This is a genomic window from Achromobacter deleyi (assembly GCF_016127315.1).
Classification (GTDB): Bacteria; Pseudomonadota; Gammaproteobacteria; order Burkholderiales; family Burkholderiaceae_B; genus Achromobacter; species Achromobacter insuavis_A.
In genome coordinates this window covers 5,696,740-5,709,839 of the sequence record NZ_CP065997.1, presented here as the reverse complement: position 1 = coordinate 5,709,839, position 13,100 = coordinate 5,696,740, and the positions used below count along the sequence as shown (strand labels likewise).

At 71.6% G+C, this 13,100-nt stretch carries 12 protein-coding genes; 3 read left to right on the top strand and 9 right to left on the bottom strand.

Going from position 1 to position 13,100, the window contains the following annotated elements; translation table 11 throughout:
- Positions 1-3 precede the first annotated feature (3 nt).
- The 8 genes from I6I07_RS25645 to I6I07_RS25610 all read right to left on the bottom strand — a co-directional run bounded on the left by I6I07_RS25645 (position 4) and on the right by I6I07_RS25610 (position 8,821).
- On the bottom strand, positions 4-1,995 hold the full coding sequence (locus I6I07_RS25645) for an FUSC family protein (protein WP_232625744.1): 1,992 nt from the start codon (positions 1,993-1,995) through the stop codon (positions 4-6).
- A 16-nt stretch (positions 1,996-2,011) separates the two neighbouring features.
- Positions 2,012-2,500 carry a YbaK/prolyl-tRNA synthetase associated domain-containing protein gene (locus I6I07_RS25640; protein WP_198484246.1) on the bottom strand — a complete coding sequence of 163 codons (489 nt, stop codon included), beginning with the start codon at positions 2,498-2,500 and terminating at the stop codon, positions 2,012-2,014.
- Between the two features lie 110 nt (positions 2,501-2,610).
- Positions 2,611-3,330, bottom strand: a complete 720-nt coding sequence (locus tag I6I07_RS25635; protein ID WP_198484245.1) for a response regulator transcription factor — start codon at positions 3,328-3,330, stop codon at positions 2,611-2,613.
- Positions 3,331-3,473: 143 nt separating this feature from the next.
- Positions 3,474-4,949, bottom strand: a complete 1,476-nt coding sequence (locus I6I07_RS25630; protein ID WP_198484244.1) for an efflux transporter outer membrane subunit — start codon at positions 4,947-4,949, stop codon at positions 3,474-3,476.
- Positions 4,950-4,957: 8 nt separating this feature from the next.
- On the bottom strand, positions 4,958-6,103 hold the full coding sequence (locus tag I6I07_RS25625; RefSeq protein WP_198484243.1) for an ABC transporter permease: 1,146 nt from the start codon (positions 6,101-6,103) through the stop codon (positions 4,958-4,960).
- On the bottom strand, positions 6,100-7,062 hold the full coding sequence (locus I6I07_RS25620) for an ABC transporter ATP-binding protein (protein WP_198484242.1): 963 nt from the start codon (positions 7,060-7,062) through the stop codon (positions 6,100-6,102). Before I6I07_RS25620 ends, I6I07_RS25625 begins: the two co-directional genes overlap by 4 nt.
- On the bottom strand, positions 7,059-8,027 hold the full coding sequence (locus I6I07_RS25615) for an HlyD family secretion protein (RefSeq protein WP_198484241.1): 969 nt from the start codon (positions 8,025-8,027) through the stop codon (positions 7,059-7,061). The genes I6I07_RS25620 and I6I07_RS25615 overlap by 4 nt, the downstream gene beginning before the upstream one ends.
- Positions 8,028-8,029: 2 nt before the next feature.
- Entirely contained in the window at positions 8,030-8,821 is a 792-nt protein-coding gene (locus I6I07_RS25610) for a TetR/AcrR family transcriptional regulator (protein ID WP_198484240.1), read from the bottom strand.
- Positions 8,822-8,942: 121 nt separating this feature from the next.
- Here I6I07_RS25610 and I6I07_RS25605 point away from each other — a divergent pair, with 121 nt between their 5' ends.
- The 3 genes from I6I07_RS25605 (at position 8,943) to I6I07_RS25595 (ending at position 11,383) form a co-directional block, all read left to right on the top strand.
- Positions 8,943-9,980 carry an NADP-dependent oxidoreductase gene (locus I6I07_RS25605; protein WP_198484239.1) on the top strand — a complete coding sequence of 346 codons (1,038 nt, stop codon included), beginning with the start codon at positions 8,943-8,945 and terminating at the stop codon, positions 9,978-9,980.
- Between the two features lie 9 nt (positions 9,981-9,989).
- Positions 9,990-10,670 carry a type 1 glutamine amidotransferase domain-containing protein gene (locus I6I07_RS25600; RefSeq protein ID WP_061071428.1) on the top strand — a complete coding sequence of 227 codons (681 nt, stop codon included), beginning with the start codon at positions 9,990-9,992 and terminating at the stop codon, positions 10,668-10,670.
- 77 nt (positions 10,671-10,747) lie between these two features.
- A complete protein-coding gene (locus I6I07_RS25595) occupies positions 10,748-11,383 on the top strand; it encodes an HD-GYP domain-containing protein (RefSeq protein WP_420094523.1) in 636 nt (211 codons plus the stop codon).
- 55 nt (positions 11,384-11,438) lie between these two features.
- Here I6I07_RS25595 and I6I07_RS25590 read toward each other — a convergent pair whose 3' ends face one another.
- Entirely contained in the window at positions 11,439-13,037 is a 1,599-nt protein-coding gene (locus I6I07_RS25590) for a glycerol-3-phosphate dehydrogenase/oxidase (RefSeq protein ID WP_198484238.1), read from the bottom strand.
- Between the last annotated feature and the right edge of the window lie 63 nt (positions 13,038-13,100).

Below are 13,100 nucleotides of genomic sequence, written 5' to 3'. Positions count from 1 at the left end.
GGTTCAGTCCGCGGGGGTGAGAGGGGCGGGCGGCGCGGGCCGGCCCGGTTCGGTGGCGAAGCCCGGGCCCGCCAGCGTGGCGCGCAGGGACTCGATCGCGGCGGCGGCATCGCGCAGCGCGGCGGCATCGGTCGTCACCGGCGTGGCGCCGACCGGCGCGCTCTGGGTCACGGTCTGGGCCATGGCGCGCAATGCGTCGGCCAGGCGCGCCAGTTGCGCCGGTTCGGGCGGCGGCTGTCCGGCCGGCAGCGACCAGGCGGTGTCGGAGATGGCGTTGGCGACCCGTTCCAGGGCCACTTCGACCGGCCACCAGGCCAGCGCCCGGCGGCTCACCAGGCGCGGCTCCGACAGGCCGCGCTGCAAGGCGATGCGCAGGTCCGACAGGCGCGCGTAGGCCTGGGTGCGCAGGTCGTGGCGGGTGGCCGGGTCGGCCTGGAACACGGTGTTGAGATAGGCGGCCAGGGTCTCGATGGCGGTGGCCACGGCCTGGTCCAGGTTGTGGCGCTCGATCCGCATCCACGGCAGGTAGCCGACCGCCAGCACGATGGCGGCGGCCACCGCCACGTCCTCCAGCCGCGCCAGCGCGATCGGCCAGCTGCCGGGTTGCAGCGCGCCGATCAGCAGCATCAGGATCGGCAGCAGGATGGCGGAGAACAGGCCGTAGTTGCGGCGGATCGACCACGGCAGCAGGGCGGCCAGCGCGGTCACGGTAATGAGGCTGGTGACGCCGCTGCGGTCCAGCGCCATCACGGTGGCGCTGATCGCCACCCCCACCACGCTGCCGGCGCAGCTTTGCAGCGCGCGGGCGAAGACCGAGCCGAAGTTGGGCTTGAACACCACCACCACGATCAGCGGCACCCAGTACGAGCGTGGCAGCGCCACGGCGCGCGCTACGGCCTCGGCGACGATCAGGCACAGCCCCAGCCGCACCAGGTAGCGCACGGTGGTCGGTCCGGGGCGGTAGGTGCGCGCCAGCACCCGCCACGGGGTGCGCGGGCGCGCCGGCGGCAGGGCCGGGAAGGCGTCGGGCCGCGCCGGGCCGCTGCCTTCCAGCAGGGGCTGGGCCTGGGTCAGGGCGTCGGCCAGCGCGTCGGCGCCGGCCTGGCGCAGCGCGGCGATGCCGGCGGCAGGGGACGGCGGCGTGTCGTTCTCGACGTGGTCGGCCAGCAGGTTCATGACGCGCGCGCAGTCCGGCGGCAAGGTGCGTCCGGCGCGCGCCAATGCCAGCGCGGCGTCCGACAGCGGGGTGCAGGCCTGCAGTTGGGCAGCCAGCCGCGCCAGCCGCGGCGAGGGGCCGGCGGCGCGGCGGCGGGCCGCCAGCACGGTGTCGTAGGCGGTGGCCATGGCGGCTTCCATGTCGCGCCGCGCGGTCATGATGCGCGAGGTGCCGATGGCGGCGAACATGGCCGCCAGCTTGCGGTAGGCCAGCGCCACCGCCGCGCGCTCGGGCGCGGTCGGGTTCACCACCCAGCCCAGCAGCGTCAGCGCCAGGCCGAACAGGCCGCCCGCGCCCACCAGCACCGACGGCAGCCAGGGCGGCAGGGTCGAGGTCAGGCTGGCGCCGACGATCACGTAGACGGCGAATTGCAGGGTGGCGACGGCGGCGATGTTGTTGAAGGTGCCGACCAGGCTGGCGAGCAGCACCAGCAGCGTCATGCCGGCGATGCTGAACAGGCCGTGGCCGGCCAGCAGCGTGCCCAGGAAGTAGCCCAGCGCGCCGCCGAACACGGTGGTGCCGATGGACAGCGCGCGGTTGCGGTAGGGGCCGCCGTTGTCGCCGGTGATGGCGGGCAGCGCGCCCAGCGCCACCAGCGCGGCCGCCGCGCTCTGGTCCAGCAGCAGGCCGGCGGCGGTCGGCAGGCCGATGGCCAGCGCCGCCCGCAACGCCACCCAGCGGCTGACCGGCGACGGCTCCATGTGCGCCAGGCTCATCAGCCAGCGCATGTTGGAGGCGCGCGCGCGGCGGTTCTCGCGGGAGGTCGGTGAGTGCGGCACGGCGGCCCCGGGCCGGTTAACCCTGGCCCTTGATCAGCGGCGCTTCCTGCGGCGCGGCCAGGCGGAAATAATCGGCGGTGTCCATCAGGATGGAGGCGTCGAGCCGGCCGGCGTTGAACACGATTTCATCGTGCCGCTGGCGCAGCGTGGGATCCACCAGCAGGTGCAGGTCGGGGTTGAAGCTGAAGGGCGGGATCGCGCCGATCTCGCAGCCGGTCAGCTCGCGCGCCAGGTCCTGCGAGGCCAGCGAGGCCTTCTTGCCGCCGGCGGCGCGGGCGATGGCTTCCAGGTCGGCCTGCTGGTCGGCGGGGAACACCGCCAGCACGTTCTTGCGCTGGTTGGACGAGATCTTGACGCGGCACACCAGCGCCTTGGCGCCCTGGCTGACGGCGGTGCCGCGCACGGCGGCGACTTCCACCGAGCGGCCGGCGGCGGGGTGGGAAATGAGGCGGTAGCGGGCCTGGTGCTCGGTCAGCAGGGCCTGCAGGCGGTCGTAGACTTCCATGGCGGGAAACGGTGGGTTGGCAAGGCCGGCGCCGGGGATCCGGCCGCCGGGGATCCGGCGGGCCATGCCGCATGATACGCCGCCCGCGTCCGGGTCTGCCCGGCCTGGTTTCAGATATCGCCGGTGAAGGCGTAGCCCCAGCCCCAGACGGTGCGGATCGGCAACTCCATGTTGGTCTCCTGCGCCTTGCGGCGCAGCCGGCTGACCACCACGTCGGTGCGGCGCACGGATTCGCGGCCGGCCTGCGGATCGCCAGGCGGCACGTCGCCGCGCGGCAGGCGCTTGTCGGGGCTGGTGGTCAGCTTGAGCAGGAAGTCGCGTTCGGCCTGGGTCAGCGGCAGGCGCGTGCCGCGCGGGCTGACCAGGGTCCAGGCGGCGTCCTGGAACTGCCATTTGCCGGTGGCTTCGGCGGGGGCGGCGGCCGGCGGACGCGCGTCGGGGTCGGCCGGCCGGCGGCCGCTGACGGGCACGCGACGCACCAGCGCCTGCAGCGCGGCGGCGATCTCGGTGGTCGCCACGTCGGGCGGAAAGCAGGCGTCGGCGCCGCAGTGCAGGCCGAGGATGCGGTTTTCGGGCGAATCGAAGGTGGAGACGGCGACGATGCCGGCGGTGGTGTCCATGGCGCGCAGGCCGGCGACGGCCATGCAGAGATCGGTCAGTTCGGCTTCCATCACCAGCAGCGGCGTGCGCCGCGCCTGGAACAGGCGGAACAGGCCGTTGGAGTCCTCGCACCCGCGCGGCGAGAAGCCCATGCCCGCCAGCGCGTCGCAGCGGCGGGCGCGTTGGCGGGTATCGGGCGAGAAGACGATCAGGTCTAGTAGGTCATTCATGAATCGTTGTCGAGATCAGTGCAGCTTGAGCGCATGCATGATGCATCGGATACAACGGATTCCTAAACGTCGCACAACGCCACTTTCTGACCCGAATTCTCGGACATGATCCGGCAAGGCCTGTATCGGCGCGGGTTTTCGGGCTACGGCGCGGGGTCGGCGGGGGGCGCCGGCGGCTCGTTCCACCAGCCGCCGCCGAGCGCTTGCAGCAAGGCGGCAACGTCGGCATGGCGTGCGCCGTCGGCCGCGCTGCGGGCGATGCGCGTCTGCAGCAATTGGCGCTGGCTGTCGAGCAGGCTCAGGTGGCTGATGCCGCCGGCCTGGTAACGGTCGCGGGCGATGCGGGCGGCGTCGTCGGCGCGGCGCCAGGCGGTGTCATAGGCGTCGTAGGCCTGGGCGTCGGTCTGCACCGCGCGCAGCGCGTCGGCCACCTGGCGGAAACCGTCGAGCACGGTCTGCCGGTAACCCGCCGCCGCGGCCTCGTAGGCGGCCTGCGCCGAGCGCGTGCGGGCGCGCAGTTCACCGCCATGGAACAGCGGTTGCACCAGCCCCAGTCCCAGGTTCCATACGTTGACGCCATCGGTGATATCGCCGGCCCGGGTGCGTTGCGACCCGAAGCTGGCGGTCAGGGTGAACCGGGGGTACTGGTTGGCCGTGGCCACGCCGACATCGGCCGAGGCCTGGTGCAGCAGGGCTTCGGCGGCCAGGATGTCGGGCCGCTGGCGGGTCAGCGCCGACGGCACCCCGGTGGGAATCTCGGCCGGCAGCGCCAGGTCGGCCAGGCGCAATGGCGGCGCCTGCCAGGCGGCGGGCGGCTGGCCCAGGTAGGTGGCCAGCTGGTGGGTGGCCTGCGCCAGCTGGTACTCCAGCGGCGGCACGGTGGCGGCGGTCTGCGCCAGCAGCAGTTCCTGGTTGCGCAGGTCGGCCTCGGCGATGCCGCCGGCCCGCAGGCGTTGCGCCATGATGTCGCGCTGGCGCTGCTGGGCCGCCAGCAGCTCGCGCGTGTCGGCCAGGCGGCCGGCCAGGTCGGCCTGGCGGATGGCGGTGGTGACGACGTTGGCGGCCAGCGTCATGCGCGCGGCCTGCAGTTCGTGCGACTGGTAGTCGACCTGCGCGGCCAGTCCCTCCAGCGCGCGGCGGTTGCCGCCGAACACGTCCAGCGTGTAGGACACGTCGATCGAGGCGTTATAGAGCGTGAACGGCGCCGGCTGCTCGGTGACGGGCACGCCGTAGGCGGACGGATCGACCTTCTGCCGCGTGGCCGACAGGTTGGCGTCGACCGCCGGCAGCAGGCGCCCGCCGGTCTCGGCGTTCAGGTCCTCGCCGGCCTGGCGCAGCCGGGCACGGGCCTGTGCCAGCGTCGGGCTGGCGTCCAGCGCCTGCCGCACCAGCGCGTCCAGCGCGTCGGAACGGAACAGGCGCCACCATTGCGCCGGGATGTCGGCGTCGGTGAGGCGTGGCTGCGCGCCGCCGGCAGCGGCGTCGGCTGGCGCCGTGTAGGCGCTGACTGGCGGCGCGGCCGGACGCTCGAAATCAGGCCCGACGGCGCAGCCGGGCAGCAGGGCGCAGGCGGCCACGAGCGCGGCGCGGCGGGCGAAGGGCAGGTGGGGGCGGGGCATGGCGGCCTTCAATCCAGGGTGCGGCGGTAGAACTTTACGGCGGCGGTCATCACGACCACGGTGAACAGCAGCATGGGCCAGATGGTGGGCCACAGGTCCCACCAGCCGTTGCCCTTGAGCAGGATGCCGCGGATCAGCCGGTTGAAGTGCGTCAGCGGCAGCAGGTTGCCCAGGTACTGGGCCCACTTGGGCATGCCCAGGAACGGGAACATGAAGCCGGACAGCAGCATGTTGGGCAGGAAATAGAACATCGTCAGCTGCATCGCCTGGAGCTGGTTCTGCGCCAGCGACGACAGTGTGATGCCGACGGTCAGGTTGGCCGCCACGAAGATCAGCGCGCCCAGGTACACCGTCACCAGGTTGCCCAGGAACGGCACGTGGAACACGAAATACGCCGCCAGCAGGATGATGGTGGCCTGGATCAGGCCGATGGCGATGTAGGGCACGATCTTGCCCGTCATCACCTCCAGCGGCCGCACCGGCATGGCCAGCAGGTTTTCCATGGTGCCGCGCTCGCGTTCGCGCGTCATGGCCAGGCCGGTCATCATCACCAGTGTCATGGTCAGGATCACGCCCATCAGCCCGGGCACGGTGTTGTATTGCGAGATCTGCTCTTCGTTGTAGAGCTGGTGCACGCGCACGTCGAACGGCGGCTGGCCGCCGGCCAGGTGCGCCAAGGGGCCGGTCAGGTCCTTCTGCGCCACCGCCTGCGCCAGCTGCGTGGCCGAGCCGATCGCCAGCCCGGTCGCCATCGGGTCGGTGGCGTCGGCCTCGATCAGCAGCGCCGGCCGTTCGCCGCGCAGCAGCTTGCGCGAGAAGTCCGGCGGAATGGTCAGCACGAACAGCACCCGGCCCTGCGCCAGCGCGGCGCGGCCGGCTTCCTCGTCGGGTAGCGTCTCGACGATGTTGAAGTAATCCGACCCCGTCATCGCCGCCACGAAGCTGCGCGTGAACGGGCTGTGGTCGGCCACGATGACAGCGGTCGGCAACTGCTTGGGGTTGGTGTTGATGGCGTAGCCGAACAGCGCCAGCTGCATGATCGGAATGCCGACGATCATGCCGAAGGTGATGCGGTCGCGGCGCAGTTGCAGGAACTCCTTGAGCACCATGCTCCACCAGCGCGACCACGAGAAGCCTTCCAGATGGCGCCTCATGCCGGACTCGCGTAGTTGTCGTCGGAGCGGTTCATCAGGTAGATGAAGACGTCTTCCAGGCTGGTGTCGATGCGTTCCAGGCGCAGGTCCTGGCCGGCCACGACTTCGCGCAGCGTGCGTTCGAGCACGGCGGCGTCGCGGCCGCTGATGTGCAGCGCGGTGCCGAAGGCCACGGTCTGGTCCACCCCCGGCGCGCCGCGTAGCCGCTGCGCCAGCGGCACCAGGTCATGGCCGTGGATGGCCCAGGTGGTCAGGCGCTGCTGGGCGATGACCTCGTCGGCGGTGCCCTGGATCAGCAGCTTGCCGTACGAGATGTAGGCCAGCTTGTGGCAGCGCTCGGCCTCGTCCATGTAGTGGGTGCTGACCAGCACCGAGATGCCACGCGCGGCCAGTTCGTGCAACTGTTCCCAGAAGTCGCGCCGGGCGGTCGGGTCGACGCCGGCGGTGGGCTCGTCCAGCAGCAGCAGGCGCGGCTCGTGCAGCAGGCAGGCGGCCAGCGCCAGCCGCTGCTTCCAGCCGCCCGACAGCGCGCCGGTGAGCTGGTTGGCGCGGGTCTGCAGCCCCAGGTCCTCGAGCGCGCGGTCGACGGTCTCACGGCGGTTCGGCATGCCGTACATGCGGGCCACGAAGTCCAGGTTCTCGCGGATGGTCAGGTCGTCCCAGTACGAGAACTTCTGCGTCATGTAGCCGACGTGGCGCTTGATCTGGGCGCTGTCCTTGAGAATGTCGTAGCCCAGGCAGGTGCCGCTGCCCGAGTCGGGCGTGAGCAGGCCGCACATCAGGCGGATGCTGGTGGTCTTGCCGCTGCCGTTGGGGCCGAGAAAGCCGAAGATCTCGCCTTCGCGCACCTGCAGCGAGACGTCGTTGACCACGTGCTTGTTGCCGAAGTGCTTGTTCAGGCCGTGCACGTCGATGACGTAGCCGGGCTCGGCCGCGGGACGGACGGAGGCGTCGTTCATTGCAGCGCCGCCTCGACCGGCTGGCCCGGATGCAGCCGCGTGGCCGCGTCCGGCGCGGGCCGGGCCTCGACCATGTAGACCAGCTTGCCGCGGGTCTCGCGGCTGTAGATCACCGGCGGCGTGTACTCGGCCTGCGGCGAGATGTAGTCGATGCGCACCGGCACCGGGTCGCCGCAGCCGTCGCAACGCACCGTGGCCTGCTGGCCGGGCTTGAGCATGCCGACCACGGTTTCCGGCACGAAGAAGCGCACCTTGATGTTGCCCGGCGGCAGCAGGCTGACCACCGGGCTGCCGGCCGGCACCCATTCGCCCACGCGGTACAGCGTGTCGAACACCTGCGCGGCGGCGGGGGCGGCCAGGCGTTTCTGCGCCAGGGTCCAGTCGGCCTGCGCCAGCGCCGCGCGCGCCGCCTCGACCTGGGCGGCCTGGGCGCGGCGCTGGTCCTGGCGGCCGGGCAGGTTGGCCACTTCCAGCTGGGCGCGCAGTTCGCGCACCCGGGCGGCATCGGACTGGGCCTGTTCGCGGCTGTCGTCCAGCTGCGCCCGCGCCACGCCGCCGGCGCGGAACTGCGCGGTGTCGCGCGCCAGTTGCGCCGCCGAGCGCCGGCTGGCGGCCTCGGCCTGGGCCAGTTGGGCGCGGCTGACGTCGACCTCGGGCGGGCGTTTGCCGGTGGCGATGTCTTCCAGCTGCGCGCTGGCCGCCGCCAGCTGCGCGCCGGCCTGGTCGCGGGCCGCGGTTTCGCGCGTCGCTTCCAGCGCGAACAGCGGCGCGGCGGCGGCGACCTGCTGGCCGCGCCGCACCGACAGCGCGTCGAGCCGGCCAGCCTCGGACGAGGCAATGTAGAGGTATTCGCCCTCGACATAACCCTGGTAGACGGCTTCGTCGCGCTTGCCGCAACCGGCCAGCAGCAACAGGCCGAGCGCGGCGGCGGGCAGCGCGAAACGGGGAAGGGAAGCGGTGCGCATGGTCAGCGTCCTGTGGCGGGGTCGGTGTCCGGGGCGGCCGGCCGCGAGGCGCGGCGCCGCCTGGTGGCGGGAGCGGGCGGCGCGGCGGCGGCCGATTGCGGCCCCGCGGCGTGCGGCGAAAACAGGCCGCCCGTCAGCATGGCGACGGCATGGGCGGCGATCGCCTCGTGGTCGATGGCGTGGATCTGCGGGTCGTCCTGCCAGATGCGGCGCCACAGGCTGGAGGTGGCCAGCGGCAGCAGGGTCAGGCCCAGGATCGACAGGAACACCAGCCGCGGTTCCACGCCCGGGGTGATGGCGCCGGCGCGCTGGCTGTCGGCGATCAGGCCGGCGAATACTTGCAGGCGCTGGGCCGGCAGGTGGCGCAGCACGCGCTCGCGCAGCTGGCCGCCTTCGTTGACGACCTCGTGCATCCACAGGGCCGGCAGCCAGGGCCGGTCGGTGCCGCAGCGCACGATGCGCGAGACGATTTCGGTGATGACGATGCGCGCGGTGTCGGTCGACCCGTCCAGGCGTCGCGGGGTTTGCGGCACCGGGCTCCAGACGTAGCTGATGACCGGCACCACGCGTTCGAGCACCACCGCATCGAGCAACTGGTCGCGGCTCTTGAAGTAGTAGTGCAGCATCGCCGAGGTCACGCCGGCGCGTTCGGCGATGTGGGCGAGGCGCGTGGCGGCCACGCCCTGGGTGGCGAACAGGTCGGTGGCGATGTCCAGCAGCTGGTCGCGCACGGCGGCGCTGTCGGGTCGGGCCGGACGGCCGGGGCGGCGGGCGGGGGAAGGCATGGCAGGCATGGGGCAGATTCTAATTAAATATTTAATTAATTAAAAGCGAGGTGGCTGGCAGGGTCTGCCGGCGGGCGGTCGGGCAGGGATGGTGTAATGGCCAAACCGGAACAGAAGGAGTCAGTACGCCATGCCGCAATCGTCCTCCCTCAACCGCCGCATCGTCCTGGCCTCGCGGCCGCGCGGCGAACCCGCCGACAGCGATTTCCGCCTGGAAACCGGCGCGGTGCCCGAACCCGGCCCGGGCCAGCTGCTGCTGCGCACGGTCTATCTTTCCCTCGATCCCTACATGCGCGGCCGCATGAGCGACGCGCCGTCGTACGCCGAACCGGTGCAGGTGGGCCAGCCCATGGTGGGCGGCACCGTGGCCCGGGTGGTGGCCTCGCGCCATGCCGACTATCCGGTGGGCGAGTGGGTGCTGTCCCAGTCGGGCTGGCAGGACTACGCCGTGTCGGATGGCAGCGGCCTGCTCAAGCTGGGGGCGTCCCCCGAGCGGCCCTCGTATTCGCTGGGCGTGCTGGGCATGCCGGGCTTCACCGGCTACATGGGGCTGCTGGACATCGGCCAGCCCAAGGCCGGCGAAACCGTGGTGGTGGCCGCGGCCAGCGGCGCGGTCGGCGCGGTGGTGGGCCAGCTGGCCAAGATCCACGGCTGCAAGGCCGTCGGCATCGCCGGCGGCGCCGACAAATGCCGCTACGTGGTCGAGGAGCTGGGTTTCGACGCCTGCATCGACCACCGCGATCCGGCCATGGCCAACCTGCTGGCCAAGGCGGTGCCGCAGGGCATCGACGTGTATTTCGAGAACGTCGGCGGCGCGGTGTTCGACGCGGTGCTGCCGCTGCTCAATCCGCGCGCGCGGGTGCCGGTGTGCGGCCTGATCTCGGCCTACAACGCCACCAGCCTGCCCGACGGCCCCGACCGCCTGCCGCTGCTGATGCGCACCATCCTGACCAAGCGCATCAAGATGCAGGGCTTCATCATCTTCAACGAATACGCGCCGCGTTTCGGCGAATTCCGCGCAGCCATGCAGGAGCTGCTGCGCGACGGCCGCATCAAGTACCGCGAAGACGTGGTCGATGGCCTGGAGAATGCGCCGCGCGGGCTGATGGGGCTGCTCAAGGGCGAGAACGCGGGCAAGCGCATCGTGCGCGTCGGCCCGGATGCATAGGAGCGCAACATGAATATCCTGATCGTGCTGACTTCCCACGACACGCTGGGCGACACGGGCCGCAAGACCGGCTTCTGGCTGGAAGAGTTCGCCGCGCCTTACTACGCCTTCCTGGACGCGGGCGCCACGCTGACGCTGGCCTCGCCGCAGGGCGGGCAGCCGCCGCTCGACCCCAAGAGCGACGACCCGGACGCGCAGACCGACGACACGCGCCGCTTCCGCCAGGACGCCGAGGCACAGCGGCGCCTGGCGAACACGCGCCGCCTGGCCGAGGTGCAGGCGGCCGACTACGACGCGGTGTTCTATCCCGGCGGCCACGGCCCGCTGTGGGACCTGGCGGAGGACGCCAAGTCGGTGTCGCTGATCGAGACCATGCTGGCCGCCGGCAAGCCGGTGGCTGCCGTTTGCCACGCGCCGGGCGTGCTGCGGCATGCCAAGACGGCCGACGGCAAGCCGCTGGTGCAGGGCCGCCAGGTCACCGGTTTCTCGAACACCGAAGAGGCCGCGGTGCAGTTGACGGCGGTGGTGCCGTTCCTGGTCGAGGACGAGCTGGCATTGCTCGGCGGGCTCTACAGCAAGGGGCCGGATTGGCAGCCGCACATTGTGTCCGACGGCCTGCTGATCACGGGCCAGAATCCGGCCTCGTCGGTGGGCGTGGCGCAGGCGCTGCTGGAGCGGCTGAAGGCGTGAGGCTTGCATGCGTATGTGTCAGAATTGATACTTTCTGACACAGCGCGCGGTTCCGTTGCAACCGCGCGCCATTACCGATGCCTCCAGACGTACCTCCCAGCGTTCCCCCAAGCATTTCCGGCGACCTGTCCGCGCCGCCCGCCCGCTCCTGTGAGGCGGCGCTGTTCGCCGCGATGCAGGCGCGGGACGCCGCCACCGGCCGCCACTGCCACCGCGTGGTCGCGCTGAGCGTGGCGCTGGCGCAGGCCTGCGGCCTGCCCGAAGACGAACAGCGCGCCGTGGCCGTGGCCGCGCGCTTGCACGACGTGGGCAAGATCGCGACGCCCGACCGCGTGCTGTTTTCGCCCAAGCGGCTTGAAAAAGAAGATTGGGAAATCATGAAGTCCCACGCCGCCGTGGGCGCCGGCATCATCCTGCAGAGCGACATGCCGCAACGCGCGCGGATCGCGCTGGCGGTGCGCCATCACCACGAACATTTCGATGGGTCGGGCTATCCCGCCGGACTGGCCGGGCACGAGATCCCGCTGCTGGCGCGCATCATCTCGCTGGCCGATTCCTACGACGCGTTGGGCGACGCCCGGCCGTACCATCCGGCGCGCACGCACGCCGAGATCATGCGCATCCTGAACCGCGAGGCGGGTTCGAAATGCGATCCTGATCTGTTGCGCACCTTCGAGACGATGATCCAGTCCAGCCCGCTGCGCGTGCCATAGCGGTTCGCGCCCGACGCGTCCGGAAGGCGCCACGGTAGCCGTGGCGCCAGCGGGATCACTTCAGGCGGTAATGCGCCGCCACCGTGGCCAGTTCCTGCAGCGTGCGCTGCTGCCAGGCGGCGTCGTGGCCCAGTTCCTCGGCCAGGATGCGCGCCACTTCGGGCGCGGCCAGCAGCGCCGCCTCGGCGTCCAGGAACAGCGCGCGGTTGCGGCGCGCCAGCACGTCCTCGGCGCTGCGCGCCAGCTCGAAGCGCGCGGCGAAGCGCACGTGGGCTTCGGACAGGCCGCTGCTCTTGACCAGCATGCGCTCGGCGCCGGGCAGGGCCTTGAGCGTGGGCAGGTCGCTGCCGTAGTAGCTGTCCGGCGTGCCGGCGTGTTCCTGCGACGGCGCCAGGCCGTGGGCGCCGTGCAGCGCCAGCGACTCGGTGCGGCAGCTTGCCTGCGTCAGTAGCTGGTGCTGGATCGCGGTGTCGACCACGTCCTGCGCCATGCGGCGATAGGTGGTCCACTTGCCGCCCGTGACCGTCACCAGCCCGGCCTGCGACACCAGGATGGTGTGCTCGCGCGACAGCGACTTGGTGGAGGCGTCGCCGGTGGCCTTGACCAGCGGCCGCAGGCCGGCCCAGACGCTGGTGACGTCGTCGCGGGTGGGCTTGCGGCTGAGGTAGCGCGCGGCGGTGTCCAGGATGAAGTCGACGTCCTGGGCGCCGGCTTGCGGATCCAGCGGCAGGTCGTCGCGCGGCGAATCGGTGGTGCCGACGATGGTGTGGCCGTTCCATGGCACCACGAACAGCACGCGGCCGTCGTCGGTCTTGGGAATCAGGATGGCGCGCTTGCCGGGCAGGAAGTCGTGCGGCAGCGTCAGGTGCACGCCCTGGCTGGGCGCCACCATGGTCGGCGCGTTCTTGTCTTCCATGCGGCGCACGCTGTCGACCCAGACGCCGGTGGCGTTGATGACGCAGCGCGCCCGCAGCGTGAAGCTGGCGCCGCCCAGCGCGTCCTGCGCGGTGACGCCGTCGACCTTGCCGCCGGTGGTGGTCAGGCCGGTGGCGCGCACGTAGTTGACCGCCGTGCCGCCCAGGTCGAACAGGGTGCGCATCAGGCTCAGCGCCAGGCGCGCGTCGTCGAACTGGCCGTCGTAGTACAGCACGCCGCCCTTGAGGCCGCGGCCGTTGACGTTCTCGGCCAGCGTCGGCGCGTTGGCCAGCGTGTCGCGGCGCGACAGCCAGCGGCTGGGCGACAGGTTCAGTTTGCCGGCCAGCATGTCGTACATCTTCAGGCCGATGCCGTAGAAGGGCTGGTCCAGCAGGTTGTAGGCCGGCACCACGAAGCCCAGCGGCCACACCAGGTGCGGCGCGTTGCGGTTGAGCAGGCCGCGTTCGTGCAGCGCCTCGCGCACCAGGCTGATGTTGCCCTGCGCCAGGTAGCGCACGCCGCCGTGCACCAGCTTGGTGGCCTTGCTGGAGGTGCCCTTGGCGAAGTCGGCGCCCTCGATCAGCAGGGTGCGGTAGCCGCGGCTGGCGGCGTCGACGGCGGTGCCCAGGCCGGTCGCGCCGCCACCGATGACGATCACATCCCAGGCGGGCGTGTTGTCCAGTTGCGCCAGCAGGCGGTTGCGGTCGGGCGGGGTGACGGTGGCGAGCGGTTGGTTCATATGCGTGGGGCGGCGGGGCCGCTTGTGTTCGGTGCGGTGTTCGTTTCTGTTCGTGCCGGCCGG

What these genes read in the sequence shown, in the direction of transcription:
- I6I07_RS25640 (WP_198484246.1), bottom strand. Translation starts at nt 2,500, where the DNA reads ATGGAAGTCTACGACCGCCTGCAGGCCCTGCTGACCGAGCACCAGGCC.
- I6I07_RS25635 (WP_198484245.1), bottom strand. Translation starts at nt 3,330, where the DNA reads ATGAATGACCTACTAGACCTGATCGTCTTCTCGCCCGATACCCGCCAA.
- I6I07_RS25630 (WP_198484244.1), bottom strand. Translation starts at nt 4,949, where the DNA reads ATGCCCCGCCCCCACCTGCCCTTCGCCCGCCGCGCCGCGCTCGTGGCC.
- I6I07_RS25625 (WP_198484243.1), bottom strand. Translation starts at nt 6,103, where the DNA reads ATGAGGCGCCATCTGGAAGGCTTCTCGTGGTCGCGCTGGTGGAGCATG.
- I6I07_RS25620 (WP_198484242.1), bottom strand. Translation starts at nt 7,062, where the DNA reads ATGAACGACGCCTCCGTCCGTCCCGCGGCCGAGCCCGGCTACGTCATC.
- I6I07_RS25615 (WP_198484241.1), bottom strand. Translation starts at nt 8,027, where the DNA reads ATGCGCACCGCTTCCCTTCCCCGTTTCGCGCTGCCCGCCGCCGCGCTC.
- I6I07_RS25610 (WP_198484240.1), bottom strand. Translation starts at nt 8,821, where the DNA reads ATGCCTGCCATGCCTTCCCCCGCCCGCCGCCCCGGCCGTCCGGCCCGA.
- I6I07_RS25605 (WP_198484239.1), top strand. Translation starts at nt 8,943, where the DNA reads ATGCCGCAATCGTCCTCCCTCAACCGCCGCATCGTCCTGGCCTCGCGG.
- I6I07_RS25600 (WP_061071428.1), top strand. Translation starts at nt 9,990, where the DNA reads ATGAATATCCTGATCGTGCTGACTTCCCACGACACGCTGGGCGACACG.
- I6I07_RS25595 (WP_420094523.1), top strand. Translation starts at nt 10,748, where the DNA reads ATGCCTCCAGACGTACCTCCCAGCGTTCCCCCAAGCATTTCCGGCGAC.
- I6I07_RS25590 (WP_198484238.1), bottom strand. Translation starts at nt 13,037, where the DNA reads ATGAACCAACCGCTCGCCACCGTCACCCCGCCCGACCGCAACCGCCTG.